The following is a 19151-nucleotide window of genomic DNA, read 5'->3' on the forward strand; positions in this document are numbered from 1 at the left end:
ACTCATGTGAGCATCATCCGGGCCCGTTCAAGGCCTTCGATAAACGTGTCGATTTCATCGGTCGTGGTATAGATGCCGAAGCTGGCACGCGCTGTTGCCTGCACGCCCAGACGCCGGACCAGCGGCTCCGCACAATGCTGCCCCGCACGGATGGCGATTCCCAACTGGTCGAGCAGCGTCGCCAGATCATGCGGGTGCGCGCCATCCATGACGAAGGAAATCACGCCGCCTCGCTCCTGCGGCTCCCCCAGAACACGCAGGCTGTTGATTCCACGCATTTTTTCCAATGCGTAGCGGGTGAGTTCCGCTTCATGGCGGGAGATGGCTTCATAGCCAATCTCTTCCACGAAGCGGACAGCAGCCCCCAGACCAATAGTTTCCAGAATGGCCGGCGTTCCGGCTTCAAACTTGTGCGGAACATGCGCCCAGGTGGCGCGCTCGAACGACACGGTCTCGATCATGTCACCGCCACCCATGAAAGGCGGCATGGCGTCCAGAAGCTCCATTCTGCCCCAGAGCACACCGATGCCTGTGGGACCATAGAGCTTGTGCCCGGTGAAGGTGAAGAAATCCGCGCCGAGGTCCTGCACATCAATCCTGCGATGCACGACAGACTGCGACCCATCCAGCAGAATGCGCGCGCCGTAAGCATGGGCAATGTCCGCAAGCTTGCGAGCCGGAGTGATGGTCCCAAGCACGTTGGACATATGCGTGATGGCCACAAGCGCCACTTTGCCGTCCGACAGGAGCGCCTCATAGGCGTCCAGATCAATGTCGCCAGCGTCATTGATGGGCGCGACCCGCAGGTCAATCCCCGCCCGGTCCCGCAGCATGAGCCAGGGCACGATATTGGCGTGATGTTCCAGTTCGGAAATCAGAACCGCCTGCCCCGGCTTCAGCAGACTACCGAAACTGTGGGCCACGAGGTTGATGGCCTCGGTACTGTTGCGGGTGAAAACGATTTCATGGTGGTCGGGAGCATTGAGAAGACGGGCAACGTCATGACGGGCGCGCTCATAGGCTTCCGTCGTGCGTTCACTCATCCAGTGCAGGCCGCGATGAATATTGGCATACTGGTGATAGGCCGCATTCCGCATGGCCTCGATCACGGCATCCGGTTTCTGCGAAGATGCCGCACTATCGAGGAAAACCAGCGGGCGGCCATGAACGGTTTCGTTCAGGATCGGAAAATGGGCGCGGATTTCAGCCGTTGTTTTTCCGGACGGGATGCTGCTGCCGGTCATGACTCCATGCTCCGGCCCAGCAGATCACGCAGGGTCTCATCGGCAACGAGATCCAGCGCGTCTATCAGGAACGCCCGCACAAGAATATCGCGGGCCTGCGCTTCGGGAACACCCCGGGAGCGCAGATAGAAAAGCTGCTCGTCATCAAGGGCGCCTACAGTGGCACCATGGCTGCACTTGACGTCGTCAGCATAGATTTCCAGCTCGGGCTTGCTGTTGATCTGCGCCTTTTCAGACAGCAGAAGCGCCTGGTTCATCTGATAGCCATCGGTTTTCTGGGCCACACGATCCACAAGGATCTTGCCCTGAAACACGCCCTGCCCGGCGTCTGACAGAACCGTCTTGACGGTCTGGCGCGAACCGCCATCCGGAGCCGCATGATGAATCATGGAGGTCAGGTCGTTCAGCCGCTGGCCGTCCACGATCTGCACCCCATTCACATGAACCATGGCATGGGGGGCATTCAGCGTGACGACAGCTTCGTGCCGGGCGAGGCTCCCGCCCTGATTCAGGGTAAAGCTGTCATACTCGCCCTTCTCCGACACATCAGCGGAAACAATGGCAAGATGCGTACCGCTCAGGCTCTCGCGCTGCAGCTTGATGTGACGCAGCGTAGCCCCCTTGCCCACGACAATATCGAAACGCGGATTGGTGACATACCGCCCCTTGCCAGCATTGACGTCATAAAGCGTGAGCGATGCGCCGTCTTCCAGCACGATGCGATGCTGCAGATGCGTCGAAACATCCGCGCCATCGCAGAGGCTGATGAGGGTCAGCAGTCCCGCGTCCGTTCCTGCCGGAATACGCAGATCGAGCCCCTTTTCGCCCAGCGCCATATTCAGCGTGGCGGAGAACACACCCCTCAGCGGAGAAACAGGGTCCGAAGCCTGTCCGGCGGCTTCCGACAGAGCGGACAGACCGTCCAGCAGCCTGCCATTGCCATAGACCATCCGTGCGCCGCTGTCCGGCAGCGGCAAACCATCAAGGAGCGCAGCAACGGATTCAGACGCCAGAGGCGCCGCCTGTTGCCAGGCCGTTTCCGCGATAGTGCGCAGCGGCGTATAGCGCCACGCTTCGACACGACGCGTTGGCAGGCCGGTTTCGGCAAGAGCCGTCCCGTGACCGGAAGCGCGCTGGATGAACGCCTCCAGAGCCGGGGTCTCCTGCGCCACGGTTGGCTGTACGCTCACGCTGCCGCCTCGAGGAACTGGGTATAGCCCTGCTTTTCAAGCGTCTTGGCGATCTCAGGGCCGCCGCTATGGATGATGCGGCCATGCGCCATGACATGCACCCGGTCCGGCACGATATAGTCGAGCAGACGCTGATGATGCGTGATGACCAGAGCAGAGAAATCCGGGCTGCGCAGCGAATTCACGCCTTCCGCGACAATACGCAGGGCGTCGATGTCCAGACCGCTATCCGTCTCGTCAAGGATGGCGAAAGACGGCTGAAGCAGGCGCATCTGGAGCACTTCGTTGCGCTTCTTCTCGCCACCCGAAAAGCCGACATTGACCGCACGCTTGAGCATGTCGTCGGACATGGACAGGTGCTTGGTTTCGGCGCGGACAGCCTTGAGGAAGGCCACGGCATCCAGCTCCGCGTCACCACGCGCCCGGCGAACGGCGTTTACGGCAGTCCGCAGGAAATTCGCGTTGTTCACACCCGGCAGCTCAACCGGCGACTGGAACGCCAGGAACAGGCCCAGAGCCGCACGTTCCTCGGGTTCAAGAGCCAGAAGATCCTGTCCCTTGAACGTGGCCGACCCACCCGTAACTTCGTAGTCGTCACGACCGGCAAGCACATAGGACAGCGTGGATTTACCCGAGCCGTTCGGCCCCATAATGGCGTGGACTTCACCCTTGGGGATTTCGAGATCGAGCCCCTTGAGGATGTCCTTGGGCGTACCATCGGCGTCGATGCGGGCCTGAAGCCCCTGAATTTTCAGAAAATCGCTCATATTAACCCACACTTCCTTCGAGGCTGATCTGCAGAAGCTTCTGCGCCTCGACCGCGAATTCCATCGGCAGCTCCTTGAGCACCTCGCGGCAGAAACCATTGACGATCAGACCAACCGCATCTTCTTCCGAAAGGCCGCGCGAACGGCAGTAGAAGAGCTGGTCTTCAGAGATTTTTGACGTGGTCGCTTCATGCTCCACGCGTGCCGTCATGTTACGGCTTTCAATATAGGGCACCGTATGCGCGCCGCACTGATCGCCGATCAGAAGACTGTCGCACTGCGTGAAATTACGCGCGTTCCGGGCCTTTGGCTGTATACGGACGAGGCCACGATAGGTGCTGTCCGACTGACCGGCCGAGATCGTCTTGGCGATGATCGTCGAGCGCGTATTGGGCGCAAGATGGATCATCTTCGTGCCGGTATCGGCCTGCTGGTGGTTGTTGGTCACCGCAACCGAGTAAAACTCACCGACCGATCCTTCACCCGCCAGCACGCAGGACGGATATTTCCATGTGATCGCGGAGCCGGTTTCGACCTGCGTCCACGAAATCTTGGACCGTGCGCCACGGCAGATGCCACGCTTGGTGACGAAATTGTAAATGCCACCCCGACCTTCATCATCGCCCGGATACCAGTTCTGGACGGTGGAATACTTGATCGAGGCGTCTTCCATCGCGATCAGTTCGACTACAGCGGCATGAAGCTGGTTCTCATCACGCTGCGGCGCCGTGCAGCCTTCCAGATAGGAGACGGTGGCGCGGTCTTCAGCGATGATGAGAGTGCGTTCGAACTGCCCCGTATTGCGCGCATTGATGCGGAAATAGGTGGACAGCTCCATCGGGCAACGAACACCCTCAGGGATGTAGACGAAAGAGCCATCGGTAAAGACAGCGGAATTCAGCGCCCCGAAGAAATTGTCGGACACCGGCACGACCGTACCCAGATATTTCCGGACCAGTTCGGGATGTTCGCGGATAGCTTCGGAGATCGGGCAGAAGATGACGCCGGCTTCCGCAAGCGTTTTGCGGAAGGTCGTTGCGACGGACACACTGTCGAAAACGGCATCAACGGCAACAGGCAGACGCGCCTCTTCCGCCCCTTCCACGCCAGCCAGAAGGGCCTGTTCATGCAGTGGAATGCCCAGCTTGGCGTAGGTCTTGAGAAGTTCGGGATCGACTTCATCAAGGCTCTTGGGGCCGGGCTTTTTCTTCGGCTGGGCGAAGTAATGCGCGTCCTGATAATCAATCGGCGGGTGATGGATATGAGCCCAGGTCGGCTCTTCCATTTCCAGCCACGCACGAAAAGCCTTCAGACGCCAGTCCAGCATCCATTGCGGCTCGCCCTTGCGCTCGGAGATCAGGCGCACCGTCTCCTCATTGAGACCCTTGGGCGCGATATCCATTTCGATATCGGTCTCAAAGCCCCATTCGTAGCTGGATTTCGCGAGTTTTTCGACTGTCTCGCGGGTTTCCGTCACGGCTGGCATGGTGTGTTGTCCTTAACTGACCGCTTCGGTCACGGAGGGAGACTCCGCTCCAACGGTGGCGACAGGGGCCAACGCGGGGCCGCGCCTTGGCAGGCGCTCCGCATGTCGGCCCATATCCGCCAGTGTAATGCTGTTGAGTGTGCTGAGGATGGCATCGTTCACAACGTCCCACTGGCCCGACAGGCCGCACAGGGAACTGTGTTCGCATTCGCGCCCGTCACAGCAGGCTGTAATGGCGATGGGTCCGTCCACGGCTGCGATAACGGCGGCGACGGTCACCTTTTCAAGCTCGCCCGCAAGGCGGTAGCCGCCTCGGGCGCCGCGATGGGACAGCACCAGGCCGCTGGAGGCCAGCCCTTTGAGGAGCTTGGCCACGGTGGGTTCTGGAACGCCGGTTTCTACTGCAAGGGCTGCGGCTGTTGCCAGTCCTTCATGACGACCGAGATGGACCAGAAGGACAGTGGCGTAATCGGCCAGTTTGGAGAGCCTCAGCATCGCTTGCACACTCGCATCTTGTTCTAATTCAAGACTTGGTAAGTCCTGATTTGTTCCAAATGGCCCATACCGGAGCAAAGGTCAAGGCTTCTGTGCCCGACCTTTCCCTGACATGGAATGTCACACACCAAAAAACAGTCGGGAAACGCCGTCAAGCGCGGCTCCGGCCAGAAAACCCACGACCGTGCCATTGATGCGGATATAGGCAAGGTCACGGCCGACACGCGACTCCAGTCGCATCGCCAGATCGTTTCCGTCCCATCCTGCCATGACGGCGGCGATGAACCCGGAGAGCTTCTCGCGCAGACCTGGCAGGATCCGCTGGACCGTGCTTTCAACAGCCTGATTGACTTTCAGGCGCACGGCATCACTGGACCGCAGCGCACTCGCAAGCTGAACGATCGCGGCATCAATGACCGTGGCGCTCCAGCCCTCTTCGCGGCCACTGTCTTCCTCAACCATGCGCCGCAGACGGTCCCACAGTTCTGAACTCCAGCCCTTGAGGCTGGTATGGGTCAGGACGGAGGTAATGGTGTCGGCCATGTCCTTGCGACGGACGGGGTCATGTTCGATCCGGTCGATTTCGCCACGAACCCATGTCGTAAATCCGTGCCGCAGGTCCGAGTCCATGGGATCGACCCGTTCAAACTCGGCATGGAGCGCCATCAGCACACGGCTGGCGACGGAGCCGCCGATCGCCCAGCCCAGAAAACGGCCGCCCTGCTCCCGCACGCGCTCCTCAACGAAATGCCGCAGGTCCGACTCCCGGGACGTTACGGTGGTCTTGATGCGCTCAAGCAGGAAAGACAGAACTTCCTGGTGCATCTCGCTGTCCACCATGGCACGCATACCACGGGAGACCAGCGGCGCCATTTCCTCACCATTGAGCAGGACCGGAAGGGCGCGTGAAATGGCAGCCTTTGCACGCCCGTCCTCAAGGCGGTCGAACATCACGGGAATGGCGGAGCGCATGCTGTTGACGAGTGTCTGGCGTGTCGCAGGTTCGCTCAGCATGTCGGCAATCAGGCCGGAGAGATCAATTCTCGACAAAGCACGGCGCACATCTTCTTCAGTGAAGAACTGGCCCGAAATGAAGCGGCCCAGCGCCTGTCCAAGACGCTCTTTCTGACGCGGCAGAATAGCCGTGTGGGGAATGGGGAGGCCAAGCGGGTGCCGAAACAGCGCAGTTACGGCGAACCAGTCGGCAAGACCACCGACCACGCCCGCTCTCGAACCCGCCCGCAGCAGACCGAACGCCAGACTGCCATCGCCGATATGACGGGCCGCCGCCAGCGTCGTGCCTGCGGCAAGCACTCCCATGCCAACGAGCAGGCCACCGGCCATGAACCGGGGCGAAAGACCTGCGGGGCCGGATTTGGAGACGGGATGGGGCGTGTCCGCATGCATCTGCGGACAGATAGCATCATTCCGACGGGCTGTCGCGTACAGAGCAAGGTTGCGCTTGGCAGCAGGGCGTGAAAAGTATTGCGGCCCGTTTTCGGTCCATTTTTTCTTTTTTCCGCAGAAGCGAGACTGCTCCCGATGTCTGACTGCGCCTCCCGGCTCGATCCGTCTCTCCATGACCGTATTGACGCGATGACGTCCCGGCTGCTCCACGAACGTGATGGTCTTGAAGACCTGATTGCCTCCATCGGGCAGGATCTGTCCAACGACGATCCGGACGCCAGCAGAGCGCGCCTTGCCGAGATCGGGAACGTCGTACGCGCCCTGCGTGACGAGCATTTCGTGGACCGCGCCGCACATCTGCGCGCCTATGTCGGCCTTGATGAGACTGCCCCGCAGGAGCGGCTTGAGGCCGTGGCAAAGCGTCTGGTGGCTCAGGTTCCGGACGCGGTTTCGCTGACCGTGCCGAAGATTGCCGCGGTTTTCACCGCACATCCGACGTTCGCACTGGCAGACGGGGTGTATGACATCCTGACGCAGCGGGCAGAAAATCCGGAAACGCCGATCCCGTGCCTGAAAACGCACCGCCGTCCCGGACCGCCGACACTGGCGCAGGAGCAGGCCCTTGCACTGGCGGCCATCCTGCGGGGCCGGGATGCCCTCGATGACCTGACAGCAGCGCTCCTGCGGGAGATGTCCCAGCGCTGGTCGGGCGAAAACAGCCACGTTGATCCCGCTCCCGTGATTCTGGCGAGCTGGGTCGGCTTCGATACGGATGGACGTAACGATATCGGCTGGTGGGATACGCTGCGCATCCGGCTCGAACTGAAGTCGTCCCAGCTTCATCGTCTGACGGATGGGCTGGAGCGGCTGGGTCTGCAGGAAAGTGCGCTGGCCATGCGCACGCGCCGGGCCATCGAAGCCGTCAAGACGCAGCACGCGGCCTGCCCGACCGGACGGGATGCCGCGCCGGAAACCATCCGTGATTTTGCCCAGACGCTGATTTCACACCGCGACAAGGCGCTTCTGGATGCCGCCGAGCTTCTGCCGCTCTTTCAGGATGCCGCTTCCGGACTGGATGAAGACAGCCTGCTGCACCTGCGGACGCTGCGTGCCGGATTCATGAACCACGGCCTCGGAATTGCCCGCATCCATACCCGTCTGAACGCGGCACAGATCTATAATGTCGCGCGCACACGACTGGGCCTGACCGACGATCCGGCCCTGCCCTCGCGTCGTCGCGTTCTGCTGACGAAGATCGACGAGGCCCTTTCGGACCTGACGCCCCGTGCCGTGGATTTCGGCTCGCTGCTGGTCGAGCCTGCCTCCGCCGCGCGGCTGATGATGACCATGGCGCAGATCCTCAAGCACATCGACTCAGGATCGCCCATCCGCTTCCTCATCGCCGAGACCGAAAGCGGGTATACGCTGCTGGCGACGCTCTGGCTGGCACGGCTGTTCGGGATCGAGGATCACCAGATCGAAATTTCGCCGCTCTTTGAAACGGAAAGCGCGCTCGAAAATGGCGAGACCATTCTGGAAGAAGCTTTCCGGTCAGGCCATTGGCGCGATTATCTGAAGGCGAACGGACGACTATCGCTTCAGTTCGGCTATTCCGATTCGGGACGCTATGTCGGACAGCTTGCCGCCACCAATCTGGTCGAGCGCCTGCGGATGCGGACCCTTTCCCTGCTGGCGGAACACGGACTGGAGGATGTTTCCCTCACCCTGTTCGATACGCACGGCGAAAGCATCGGACGCGGCGCGCATCCTTTCAGCCTGCGTCAGCGCCTGGATTATTTCTCCCCTGCCCGCACGCGACTGGCCATGCGCGAAGCCGGGATCGGCTGCCGCGTCGAAACCGCGTTTCAGGGTGGCGACGGCTACACGCTGTTCGGAACGAAGGCTCTTGCGGCGTCCACAATTGCCACTCTTGCCGAACATACGGCCGAAGTCCCGCAGGACACGAAAGATCCGGTCTATGCACGTCCCGATTTCGCAGCCGATTTCTTCTCCACCATCGCACTCGACATGGGCGCGCTGGTCGATGATCCGGGCTATGCCGCATTGCTCAGCGCATTCGGGCCGTCACTGATCGACAAGACGGGCTCCCGCCCATCCGCACGTCAGTCGGATGCCGCGACCGTGACGCGCATCACCCATCCCGGCCAGCTTCGGGCCATTCCCAATAACGCGATCCTCCAGCAGCTCGGCTGGTGGGCGAATGTGCTGCACGGACTGGGCAATGCGGCGCAACGCCATCCCGAGACGTTCGAGCAGTTCGCAACAGAATCATCGCGCTTCCGCGAAGCCATGGATTTCGCCCGTCAGGCACTGGCTCATTCCGATCTGGACGTCCTGCGGACAACGATCCATCAACTCGACCCCGGAACCTGGCTGGACCGCGCAGCCAACGCCCAGAGCGACGAGGAACGGCAGAGCCTGCTAGGCATTTCGCACGGACTGGAGCTGCTGCGTTTCTGGACGAGCGGCCCTGCAATGTTCCGGCGTATTCAGGCAGACCATATCGCACTGCGCGCTGCATGGCCTGATGCGCCACGCATGGCAGCTCGTGAAAAGCTGCTCCATGCGATCCGCTTCGCTCTTATCGACCGTCTGTGGGGCCTCTCGACGCGTATTCCGTATTTCGGACCCCGCAACAGCCTGACACGGGAGTCTATCACGAACCTGATCCTCTGTCTGGATGTGCCGCGTGCGCTGCACCTTCTGGACGACCTGTTCCCCCTCACGGTTCCCAGCGTTGCCAATCTCGATTTCGGAGAACCGGGCGATGCAGCTGAGGCTGGCGGTTTTGCGCGGGAGCATCAGGAAATTTTCGAGCCGCTGTCGCAGTGCTTTGCATTGCTGCGCGAGGTGGGGATCGCCATCATGCACGCCAACAGGGCTTTCGGCTGAAGAATGATACGTAGCCGGAACCCTTGTCGGTGAGGGCTACGTCCGTCTAAAAGCTCTCTGTAACAAACCCTAACGGAAAGTTCCTCTGCATGCTTCGCAAGGCCCTTCTTCTGGGCGCAGCCATGATGGCTGTGCCTGCTCTGGCCGCAGGTCCCGCGACACCGGCACCCAATGCTGACAGCGTGACGAACGGGACGGTGACGGTCAATGGCGCCACGATCCCCTACCGGGCCGTCGCGGGAACCATTCTGGTACATGGCGCCGACTACAACGATTCCAGCGACGTTCTGGCCAAGCGCGGCACGAAGATTGATAGCGGCAAGGACGACGACAGCAAGACCGCACCGGTCGCGTCCATGTTCTACACCGCCTATTTCAAGGAAGGCGTTCCGTCGGAAAAACGTCCGATCACGTTCCTTTATAATGGTGGGCCGGGATCAGCTTCGGTCTGGGTGCATATGGGCACCTTTGGTCCGCGTCGTGTGAACACGCCGGGTGACACACACCTTCCGGCCGCACCCTACGCGCTCATCAACAACCCGCAGTCCCTGATGGATGTTTCAGACGTGGTGTTTGTCGATGCGCCGGGAACAGGTTTTTCCCGAATTGCCGGGAAGGATGCCGACAAAGAATTTCTGGGTGTTGACGGTGACGGCGAAGCTTTCACACATTTCATCTCAAAGTTCCTCGCCAAGTATCATCGCTATAATTCGCCGAAATACCTGTTCGGCGAGAGCTATGGCACGATGCGTTCGGCCGTGGTCATCAATGACCTTGAGCAGGACGAAAACATCGACTTCAACGGCGTAATCCTGCTGTCACAGATCCTGAACTACGACAACAGCGATGACAGTCCGCAGTTCAATGCCGGCATGGACGACCCCTATGTGCTGGCTCTGCCGACCTATGCAGCAACCGCGTGGTATCATCACTGCCTGCCTGCCGAACATCCGGATCTGAAGGCGTTCCTGCGCGAAGTCGAGCATTTCGCGATGACCGACTACACGCTGGCCTTGCGTCAGGGTGCTGATCTGCCGGAAGACCAGCGTCAGGCGATTGCGGCGAAGCTGCATGATTACACGGGTCTGCCGGTCGATTACATCCTGCGGGCCGATCTGCGCGTTAATGGCGGCGAATTCGACCAGCAGCTTCAGGCCAAAACCGGAATGGCGACGGGCCGTCTGGATACGCGCTATTCAAGCCCGACGATTGACCCGATGAGTCAGGAAGTGGATTACGATCCTCAGTCCAGCGCCATCAGCTCTGCCTATGTCACGGCCTTCAACGACTATGTCCGCAACACACTCAAATATGGCACGGACGAGGACTATCGCCTCTATAACAGCCAGGGCCACTGGGACAGCCACCACCGGCAGCCCGGTCACGGCTACCAGCCCAAGGGCGAGCCAAACGTCATGACGGATCTGGCCATGGCGATGAAAACCAATCCGAACCTGCACGTGATGCTCAACGCAGGCTACTACGATCTCGCAACGCCGTATTTCGAAGGCGTCTATGAGATGAAGCACCTGCCGATGGCAAAAAGCCTGCAGAAGAACATCGAATACGCCCAGTATCCTTCCGGCCACATGGTCTATGTGGATCCGGCGACGCTCCAGCAGTTGCACGACAATGTTGCGGCCTTCATCCGCCGGACAGACAATCTGCACTGATCCCTGAAAAATCAGACAAGGCTGCGGAAGGGAAAACTTCCGCAGCCTTTTTTATATGCTCAGACTGTATGAGCAGGGCAGCCGATGCGGACCAAAACACAATTCGGTCCATTGACCGCGAATTCATACATGCCCCAGGGCTTGATCGACGGCCCTTCCTTTTCAAGAACCTGGCCCGCGAAGAGCCGTGCCAGCGCATCCACATCCGGACGGCGGAAATAGAGACCGAAAGGATTGCGTCCTGCTTCGACCCAGCCGGAAACGGCCTGCGTCAAATGAAGCTCCTCTCCGTCCGGGGTTTGCAAAAGCCGGTATTCAGCTGAACTGCCAGCTTGGGGCGAAAAGCCCAGTGCCGCAAAGAACTGCTCGGCCAGCAGAAGATTGTTCACGGGCAAAATAGCAATAACGGATCTCAGAGGCTCACACGAGGACATCGCTCTCTCTTTGACGGTACTGGACACAAAAAACCCCGCCAGATTGCTCTGGCGGGGTCTGATGTTTCACCGGGGCGAAAAAATCAGGCGGACTTCGCGATGATTTCGTCAGCCACGTTACGAGGAACGGCTTCGTAGTGATGGAACTGCATGGTGAAGGACGCACGGCCCTTCGTTGCAGAACGCAGGTGCGAGATGTAGCCGAACATTTCCTTCAGCGGCACCTGTGCACGGATCATCACGGTCGAACCAGACGTTTCCTGGCTCTGGATGATGCCGCGGCGGCGGTTAAGATCGCCCACCACGTCACCGACGTGATCGTTCGGGGTCGTGACTTCAACGTCCATGATCGGCTCGAGGATCACCGGACCGGCGTTCTTCATGCCTTCACGGAAAGCAGCCTTGGCGGCGATTTCGAAGGCCAGAGCCGACGAGTCAACGTCATGGTACTTACCGTCGAGAAGCGTGAACTGGAAGTCCACGGTCGGGAAGCCGGCCAGAACACCCGTGGTGCTCTGCATGCGGATACCCTTTTCGACAGCCGGGATGTATTCCTTCGGAACCGTACCGCCGACGACCTTGTTGGTGAAGATGATCTCGTCCGGCTTGTCAGACGGAGCGAACTCGATCTTGACTTCAGCGTACTGACCCGAACCACCAGACTGCTTCTTGTGGGTGTACGTCTCGATGTGGGTCTTCGTGATCGTCTCACGATAGGCCACCTGAGGCGCACCGATGTTGGCATCAACGCCGTATTCACGACGCAGACGGTCAACAATGATGTCCAGGTGAAGCTCGCCCATACCGGAAAGGATGGTCTGACCCGTTTCCTGATCGGTCTTGAGGTGCAGGGACGGATCTTCAGCCGTCAGCTTCTGCAGAGCCAGCGTCATCTTCTCGACGCCGTCCTTGGTCTTCGGCTCGACGGAGATGTCGATGACCGGAACCGGGAACTGCATACGCTCCAGAACCACCGGATCGGCGGCGTCGGCAAGCGTGTCACCCGTAACGGTGTCCTTGAGGCCCACGAATGCGGCGATATCACCGGCACCGACGGACTTCACTTCCTGGCGCTTGTCGGCATGCATCTGGAACATGCGGCCGACGCGTTCCTTGTGACCCTTCGTCGTGTTCAGGATGGTGTCACCGGAGTTCAGAACGCCACGATAGACACGAACGAAGGTCAGCGTGCCGTACTTGTCGGAGATGATCTTGAACGCAAGGCCAGCGAACTTGCCATCCGGATCGACCGGAACGATCGGCAGGAAGTCTTCATCGACTTCTTCACCTTCCGGCGGAGCAATACGGATGCCTTCGACTTCGTCAGGAGCCGGCAGGTAGTCGATGACTGCGTCGAGCAGGGGCTGCACGCCCTTGTTCTTGAAGGCCGTACCGCACATGACGGGACGGAATTCACCGGAAATGGCCCCCTTCTTGATACACTTCTTGAGGGTTGCAACGTCCACGTCGCCCTTCTCGAAGTACTCTTCCATGGCTGCGTCGTCGACGGCCAGAGCCGTATCGAGCAGGACCTGGCGGGCTTCGTCAGCCTTTTCCTTCAGGTCAGCCGGGATCTCTTCGTAGTGGAACTTGGCGCCGAGTTCGCCGCCTTCCCACACGATGGCGCGCATCTCGACCAGATCAACCACGCCAACGAAGTTTTCTTCGGCGCCGATCGGGAGCTGCAGCGGAACGGCCACGATGTCCAGTTTCTCTTTCAGCGTGCTGAAAGCGTAGTAGAAGTCGGCGCCGGTACGGTCGAGCTTGTTGATGAAGATGACGCGCGGAACGTTGTAACGGTCAGCAAGGCGCCAGTTCGTTTCGGACTGCGGCTGCACGCCGGCCACGCCTTCGATCACGAAGATCGCGCCATCGAGCACGCGGAGCGAACGGTTGACTTCGATGTTGAAGTCAATGTGGCCCGGGGTGTCGATGATGTTGATGCGGTGGTCGTTCCACTCACACGTCACGGCTGCCGAGGTGATCGTGATGCCACGCTCACGTTCCTGCGCCATGTAGTCAGTGGTGGTGTTGCCTTCGTGGACCTCACCGATCTTGTGAGAGACACCCGTGTAATACAGGATACGCTCGGTCGTCGTGGTCTTACCGGCATCAATGTGCGCGGTAATACCGATGTTGCGAATCTTCGAGAGAGCCGACTTGGCTTCCTGAACGCTTTCGGACACGGAGAACCTCCAAAATACAATGAAAGGTGTTTCAGCCTGGACCGAAACACCTCCGCTGCGGCCCTGTGAAAGGACCGAACCTGATTTATCCCAGTGGCGGCTGAATGACCCAGACCGCCATGGTTTTCAAGAGCAATCTTATTACCAAACAAAGTTCGGCAAAGATTCCTCAGGCGGTCTGGGCAGCCTTGCGTTCCTGAACGCGCAGGATACGGCGCTTGATGACCTGGGCTTCCGTCGGAAGCTTGCGGTTCGGCGTACCCAGCAGGAACGAATCCAGCCCACCGTTGTGCTCAACCGTGCGGATACCGTTGGTGGACAGGCGCATACGCACCGAAGCACCGAGAATATCGGAGATCAGCGTGGTCTCCTGCAGGTTCGGGAGAAAACGACGGCGGGACTTGTTATTGGCGTGGCTGACGTTGTTGCCCGTCAGCACGCCCTTGCCCGTGATCTGGCAACGGCGAGACATGGTGGTACTTTCCTCGATGCTGGATGACGCAGGACAGCGAGGTCCGGCGTGTTCCGTAAATCAGGCGCGGCTTATGACGTATGGTTGGGGGCTTCGTCAACCCCCGGAGACGTTTTCCCCGGCCTGTGCGGCCCACATTGCGGCATAATGACCACCTGCGGACAGCAGTTCCATGTGGCTTCCCTGCTCCACCACACGCCCCGCGTCAAGTACTACAATGCGATCGGCATCCTGAACGGTGGACAGACGATGTGCGACAATGATCGTCGTGCGCGCCCGGGAGAGGATCGCCAGCTCCTTCTGGATGGCGACCTCGGTGCGGGTATCAAGCGCACTCGTGGCCTCGTCCAGCAGCAGGATGCGCGGGTCCTTGAGAATGACGCGGGCAATAGCCACACGCTGTTTTTCCCCCCCTGAAAGCTTCAGCCCCCTCTCCCCGACCACGGTCTCATATCCGTCGGGAAGCCCCCGGATGAACGCGTCGATCTGCGCACTTCGGGCCGCGCTTTCAATATCTTCGCGGGAGGCCGACAGATCGCCATAGGCAATATTGTCGCCAATGCTGGAGTTGAAGAGCACCGTATCCTGCGGAACCGTTCCGATAATGTTCTGGATGTCGATTGGTGCGATGTCACGCAGGTCATGCCCGTCAATACAGACCGAGCCCTCCGTGGGATCGTAGGCACGGGTCAGCAGGCGCCCCAGAGTGGATTTCCCGGAGCCTGTATGGCCGACAATCGCGAGAGACGTCCCTGCGGGCACGCTGATGGAAACATCATGCAGGATCTGTCGCGCAGGACTGTAGCCGAAGGAGACGTGACGGAACGCCACCGCAGCGGCTCCGGCCTCCGACAGTTTCCCCGCAAGATGCAGAGGCTGCGGAGCCTGGGTGATTTCCGAGCGGATGGCGAGAAGCTCGAGATAGTTTTCCAGATCGACGCGGGCATTGCGCCAGCCGGCACTGACATAGTTCAGGGCGCCCACGGACGAATAAAGCCCGCTCAGATAGCTGCCGATCAGGACAAACTGCGCCACCGCGAGACGGTGCAATACGATGTCATGCGCCGCAATAGCCAGAAGCGTCGTGGTCGTTGCGGCTATCAGAAATCCCCGACTGATTTGAGACAGGCTGACATAACGCTGAAGGCTGATTTCCGCCTTCCGGAGATCCCTGCGGGCCGCGTCGTAACGGTCAATTTCATGGGTTTCATTGGCAAAACTTCGCACCGTCTCGAAGTTGAGGATACTGTCCACAAGCTGGTGCTGGGCCTGATTGCTGGCACGGTTCCGGGCCCGTCTGGCCGTCATCCTCAGGCGGGTAAAAACGTAAGACACGGCGGAATACAGCCCCAGCGCCACCAGAAGCAGTGCGACATACCGCCAGTCGAAGATTTTCAGGATGACAGTCAGCGTCATGATGAGTTCGATGACGTTGGGCAGAACGTTGAACAGCGCCAGTGACAGCAGCGTTCCGACAGCATCGGCCCCACGATCGAGCGTCCGGGTCAGGGAGCCCGTCTGCCGGTCCAGATGGAAGCGGACACTCAGATCATGCAGATGCCGCAACCCGAGGACAGCAACACGACGCTCAAGATCCGTTTCAACCGGCTTGACCAGAAATTCCCGCAATGGGCTCGCCAGTCCGGAAATAATGCGGATGACGGCATACTGGGCTATCAGCCACACCGGGACAGCCAGAAGGGTTTCCGGACGCGAAAGACTGCTCACCATACGACTGAAGAGCCAGGGCGTCGCAACGGCGGTCGCACTTTCCACCAGAAGAATGACCAGTGCAAAGCCGATACGCGTCGCGTCGGGCCAGAGCTTCTCAGGACGGATCAGGGGCCACAGAACACGAAGGGAAAGCGCTTCAGACGTCGAATCGGTTTTTTTGAGCATGGATCGACTATGTGGAAGTGCTGACGGTGCTTTGCAAATGGCCGCCCTGCATGCGACATATCTTGCTGTGTCGAATAAATCTTTCTCCCGCCCCCTTGAGCCGTTTCTGCGGCATATCGCAGCCTGCAACAGCGCCGTCCTGCCAGGCAGCCGCACTCCGTTCTTCTGCGCTGACTCACAGATCGGCTGGATCACCCCTTCTACGATGCAGGCGCTTGAAACTCTTGAGGCTCACAAAGCGGGGACATTCGGAGTGAGTTCCGGAGCAGACCTCTTTCCCCTGTCCCGCACGCTCTGCGAAATGGGCCTCTACACCTCCCATCACGAAGCCTTCGACGTACGCGATGACAGCGGCGCCGTTCTCGGACAGGTGGACCGGGGGGCCATTCCGGTTCTGGGGCTTGCGGCTGAAGGCGTACATCTGAACGGGCTGGTCGAGCGTGCAGACGGACTTTTCCTCTGGGTCGCGCGACGCAGCATGAGCAAACGGCTTGATCCGGGAAAGCTGGATCATCTGGTTGCCGGTGGCATGAGTGCCGGCCTTGATCCGCAGACGACCGTAATCAAGGAAGCGCAGGAAGAAGCCGGTATCCCCGCCGGACTGGCCGCAAAAGCACAGCGTGTTGGGCGGATCCATTATGCTCTTGAGCGGCCTGAAGGGCTGCGGCGCGATGTCCTGCACTGCTATGATCTTCTGCTTCCCGAAGACTTCGTGCCCGTTGCGGAGGACGGAGAAGTGGAAAGCTTCCATCTTCTGCCCATTCAGCAGGTCATGGCACTGGTCCGGGATACGGATGATTTCAAGTTCAACGTAAATCTTGTTCTGATCGACCTCTTCCTGCGGCGTGGTCTTTTCGATCCCGCCGACGCTGCCATTCTACGCCGCGCCCTCTCCGGACAGGCCGCGTGAGAAAAGCAGTCGCTTCCCTGATCCTGATGACCCCTCTGCTGGGCGGATGCATTGTGCCCGTCAGCGTCACGCCCAATCTGTGTCGGGAAATCGGTGCGCGGGACGGATTGCAGATCCGTCTGGCATTCGGCCTGACCCGCCCTGATGGCAGCGTGATTGACACGCAGGACTGGCAACAGTTCGTGGACAGTGAAATCACACCACGCTTTCCGGCAGGTTTTACCATTATCGACGCTCAGGGGCAGTGGTATGATGCTGCCGGACAAAGGGTCATTCAGGAAAAATCGCGAATCGTCTGGATTGTCGCCCCTGCCACAGACCGTAGCCTTCAGGCTCATTTAAGAACCATTCGTCAGATCTATCAGAAACGTTTCAGCCAGCAGGCAGCCGGACTGGCCATCCAGTCCGGCTGCTCTTCATTTGAAAGCCTTCCCGTGGAATAGTTCCGCCCATGCGGAACAACGTTTCCCGGTTTTTTTTGACGCCTCTTTTCATCCGGACTCTTTTCGTCAAGGCAGTTCTCCCTGCGCAAGACGACAGTTCAGGCATGTTTTTCTTCCGGAAGTCCCATGACCGATCTTTCTTCTTCTTCATCACCCGACACCATCACGATAGAGGCTTCAGCCTCCACGGGAACGATCCAGCGGCGCGCACGGGGCTTTCTGGCACTCTTTTTCGTGGCGATAGGCCTTTATACCCTCAAGGGCTTCCTGCCGGCCCTTCTGTGGGGCTGCGTGTTCACAATTTCGATCTGGCCGCTTTACCGCCGCGCTGAACTGCGCTTCGGCCGCAGCGACTGGCTACCCATGATCTTTACCCTGGCCGTGGCGCTGATCTTTCTGGTGCCTGTTTCGCTGGTTGGGGTGAAAGTCGCGGATGAGGCACGAAGCGCGCTGGAATGGATTGATGACGTGCGCAACAACGGCATTCCGATGCCGGAATGGGTGCCACACCTGCCTTTCATGGCCACCCAGGCCACCAATTGGTGGCAGAACCACATGACCAGCCCGCAGCGCCTCTCCCATCTGCTTCATTCCGTCGACGTCGGACATGGAATGCAGATGACCAGACAGGTAGGCACGCAGCTCGCCCGCCGGGGCACCCTGTTCGCCTTCTCGCTACTGACACTGTTTTTCCTGCTGAAAGATGGCGACAGTGTTATCCGCAAATGCCTTCTGGGATCACAGCGGCTGTTCGGTGAGCAGGGAGAAAGCCTCGCCAAGCAGATGATTTCCTCAGTCCACGGGACGCTGGCCGGACTTGTTCTGGTCGGTCTGGGCGAGGGAGCAATCATGGGCATCGTCTATATGTCGACAGGCGCCCCACAGCCCCTGCTGTTTGCGATGGTCACGGCTGTAGCCGCCATGATCCCGTTTCTGGCATGGCCGACGGTCGGGCTGGTGGCGCTGCTGCTGCTGGCAAAAAGCAGCATGATCGGAGCTATCGTCGTGGCTGCCATCGGCTCCGTCGTGATCTTCATCGCGGACCATTTCATCCGCCCCGCGCTGATTGGTGGCAGCACGAAAATGCCGTTCCTGTGGGTTCTGCTGGGAATTCTTGGGGGCGCCGAGACCTGGGGTCTGCTGGGCCTCTTCCTTGGTCCGGCCATCATGTCCGCCTTGCATCTGCTATGGACGCTCTGGACAGAGACAAATCCCCGCAAAGGGATCTATGCAAAAGACACTGAGTTTTAAGGAAGAAATATTACCGCAGGACTGGTCGGGCAGGCGGGATTCGAACCCACGACCCCCAGTCCCCCAGACTGGTGCGCTACCAGGCTGCGCTACTGCCCGTCGTCCTGCGGTGGCGGTGGTTTAGCAGTGTCCCACCCTCACCGCAATGGGGGATTGTGACTAAACTGGCAGAAGATTTCGCAAATTCTGAAGCTCTTCGAAAATTTCCCGCAGTTCAGCCCGCAGCAGGCCGTTTTCGGCCTCGGTCTTTTCGAGCGCGCTGAACAGAAGTTCGTTTTCGTCACGCAGGGTCAGAAGAAGTGCAGAATCGTGGGCTTCGGCTTGGGCTTCGGCTTCGGCTTCGGCTTCGGCTTCGGCTTCGGCTTCGGCTTCGGCTTCGGC

At 59.7% G+C, this 19151-nt stretch carries 16 protein-coding genes and 1 tRNA gene; 5 read left to right on the top strand and 12 right to left on the bottom strand.

Annotation, left to right across the window (positions count from 1 at the left end; translation table 11 throughout):
- Positions 1-2: 2 nt before the first annotated feature.
- The 6 genes from HK22_RS04470 to HK22_RS04495 form a co-directional block, all read right to left on the bottom strand.
- A complete protein-coding gene (locus HK22_RS04470; protein ID WP_086648459.1) occupies positions 3-1244 on the bottom strand; it encodes a cysteine desulfurase in 1242 nt (413 codons plus the stop codon).
- Complete coding sequence (gene sufD / locus HK22_RS04475) at positions 1241-2434, bottom strand: Fe-S cluster assembly protein SufD (RefSeq protein WP_086648460.1); 1194 nt, start codon at positions 2432-2434, stop codon at positions 1241-1243. Before sufD ends, HK22_RS04470 begins: the two co-directional genes overlap by 4 nt.
- Positions 2431-3201, bottom strand: a complete 771-nt coding sequence (gene sufC / locus HK22_RS04480; RefSeq protein ID WP_086648461.1) for a Fe-S cluster assembly ATPase SufC — start codon at positions 3199-3201, stop codon at positions 2431-2433. The genes sufD and sufC overlap by 4 nt, the downstream gene beginning before the upstream one ends.
- Position 3202: 1 nt before the next feature.
- Positions 3203-4687, bottom strand: a complete 1485-nt coding sequence (gene sufB / locus HK22_RS04485; RefSeq protein ID WP_086648462.1) for a Fe-S cluster assembly protein SufB — start codon at positions 4685-4687, stop codon at positions 3203-3205.
- 12 nt (positions 4688-4699) lie between these two features.
- Positions 4700-5182, bottom strand: coding sequence for an SUF system Fe-S cluster assembly regulator (locus tag HK22_RS04490; protein WP_062109609.1), 483 nt, complete (start codon positions 5180-5182; stop codon positions 4700-4702).
- Between the two features lie 120 nt (positions 5183-5302).
- Complete coding sequence (locus HK22_RS04495) at positions 5303-6589, bottom strand: DUF445 domain-containing protein (RefSeq protein ID WP_062109611.1); 1287 nt, start codon at positions 6587-6589, stop codon at positions 5303-5305.
- A gap of 135 nt (positions 6590-6724) precedes the next feature.
- Here HK22_RS04495 and HK22_RS04500 point away from each other — a divergent pair, with 135 nt between their 5' ends.
- Positions 6725-9502 (top strand): phosphoenolpyruvate carboxylase, encoded by a 2778-nt coding sequence (locus HK22_RS04500; RefSeq protein ID WP_086648463.1) that lies wholly within the window; start codon positions 6725-6727, stop codon positions 9500-9502.
- Positions 9503-9591: 89 nt separating this feature from the next.
- On the top strand, positions 9592-11175 hold the full coding sequence (locus tag HK22_RS04505) for a S10 family peptidase (RefSeq protein ID WP_077802997.1): 1584 nt from the start codon (positions 9592-9594) through the stop codon (positions 11173-11175).
- A 59-nt stretch (positions 11176-11234) separates the two neighbouring features.
- Here the strand turns inward: HK22_RS04505 and HK22_RS04510 are convergent, their stop codons facing one another.
- The 4 genes from HK22_RS04510 to HK22_RS04525 all read right to left on the bottom strand — a co-directional run bounded on the left by HK22_RS04510 (position 11235) and on the right by HK22_RS04525 (position 16166).
- The gene (locus HK22_RS04510) at positions 11235-11564 is read right to left on the bottom strand and encodes a hypothetical protein (RefSeq protein WP_198945476.1); all 330 of its coding nucleotides are present in this window, start codon (positions 11562-11564) and stop codon (positions 11235-11237) included.
- Between the two features lie 128 nt (positions 11565-11692).
- Positions 11693-13795 (bottom strand): elongation factor G, encoded by a 2103-nt coding sequence (gene fusA, locus HK22_RS04515; protein ID WP_062109615.1) that lies wholly within the window; start codon positions 13793-13795, stop codon positions 11693-11695.
- Between the two features lie 169 nt (positions 13796-13964).
- Entirely contained in the window at positions 13965-14267 is a 303-nt protein-coding gene (rpmB, locus tag HK22_RS04520) for a 50S ribosomal protein L28 (RefSeq protein WP_041110511.1), read from the bottom strand.
- 96 nt (positions 14268-14363) lie between these two features.
- Positions 14364-16166, bottom strand: a complete 1803-nt coding sequence (locus HK22_RS04525; protein WP_086648465.1) for an ABC transporter ATP-binding protein/permease — start codon at positions 16164-16166, stop codon at positions 14364-14366.
- 37 nt (positions 16167-16203) lie between these two features.
- On the opposite strand from HK22_RS04525, the gene HK22_RS04530 reads away from it, so the two are divergent.
- The 3 genes from HK22_RS04530 (at position 16204) to HK22_RS04540 (ending at position 18770) form a co-directional block, all read left to right on the top strand.
- Positions 16204-17076 (top strand): NUDIX domain-containing protein, encoded by an 873-nt coding sequence (locus HK22_RS04530; RefSeq protein ID WP_086648466.1) that lies wholly within the window; start codon positions 16204-16206, stop codon positions 17074-17076.
- Positions 17073-17519 (top strand): DUF3574 domain-containing protein, encoded by a 447-nt coding sequence (locus tag HK22_RS04535; protein ID WP_233142388.1) that lies wholly within the window; start codon positions 17073-17075, stop codon positions 17517-17519. Before HK22_RS04530 ends, HK22_RS04535 begins: the two co-directional genes overlap by 4 nt.
- A 126-nt stretch (positions 17520-17645) precedes the next feature.
- Positions 17646-18770, top strand: coding sequence for an AI-2E family transporter (locus HK22_RS04540; RefSeq protein ID WP_062029635.1), 1125 nt, complete (start codon positions 17646-17648; stop codon positions 18768-18770).
- Between the two features lie 22 nt (positions 18771-18792).
- On the opposite strand, the gene HK22_RS04545 is transcribed toward HK22_RS04540, so the two are convergent.
- Positions 18793-18869: transfer RNA gene (locus HK22_RS04545), tRNA-Pro, on the bottom strand.
- A gap of 60 nt (positions 18870-18929) precedes the next feature.
- The coding region (locus HK22_RS15180; protein WP_369827199.1) for a hypothetical protein at positions 18930-19151 on the bottom strand (222 nt) is incomplete at its 5' end.

It is taken from the genome of Gluconobacter sp. DsW_056, assembly GCF_002153595.1.
Classification (GTDB): Bacteria; Pseudomonadota; Alphaproteobacteria; order Acetobacterales; family Acetobacteraceae; genus Gluconobacter; species Gluconobacter albidus.

Coding starts and splice junctions, on each gene's coding strand:
- HK22_RS04500 (WP_086648463.1), top strand. CDS start 6,725: ATGTCTGACTGCGCCTCCCGGCTCGATCCGTCTCTCCATGACCGTATT.
- HK22_RS04495 (WP_062109611.1), bottom strand. CDS start 6,589: ATGCATGCGGACACGCCCCATCCCGTCTCCAAATCCGGCCCCGCAGGT.
- HK22_RS04470 (WP_086648459.1), bottom strand. CDS start 1,244: ATGACCGGCAGCAGCATCCCGTCCGGAAAAACAACGGCTGAAATCCGC.
- sufC (WP_086648461.1), bottom strand. CDS start 3,201: ATGAGCGATTTTCTGAAAATTCAGGGGCTTCAGGCCCGCATCGACGCC.
- HK22_RS04525 (WP_086648465.1), bottom strand. CDS start 16,166: ATGCTCAAAAAAACCGATTCGACGTCTGAAGCGCTTTCCCTTCGTGTT.
- HK22_RS04530 (WP_086648466.1), top strand. CDS start 16,204: ATGGCCGCCCTGCATGCGACATATCTTGCTGTGTCGAATAAATCTTTC.
- HK22_RS04505 (WP_077802997.1), top strand. CDS start 9,592: ATGCTTCGCAAGGCCCTTCTTCTGGGCGCAGCCATGATGGCTGTGCCT.
- HK22_RS04490 (WP_062109609.1), bottom strand. CDS start 5,182: ATGCTGAGGCTCTCCAAACTGGCCGATTACGCCACTGTCCTTCTGGTC.
- sufB (WP_086648462.1), bottom strand. CDS start 4,687: ATGCCAGCCGTGACGGAAACCCGCGAGACAGTCGAAAAACTCGCGAAA.
- HK22_RS04540 (WP_062029635.1), top strand. CDS start 17,646: ATGACCGATCTTTCTTCTTCTTCATCACCCGACACCATCACGATAGAG.
- rpmB (WP_041110511.1), bottom strand. CDS start 14,267: ATGTCTCGCCGTTGCCAGATCACGGGCAAGGGCGTGCTGACGGGCAAC.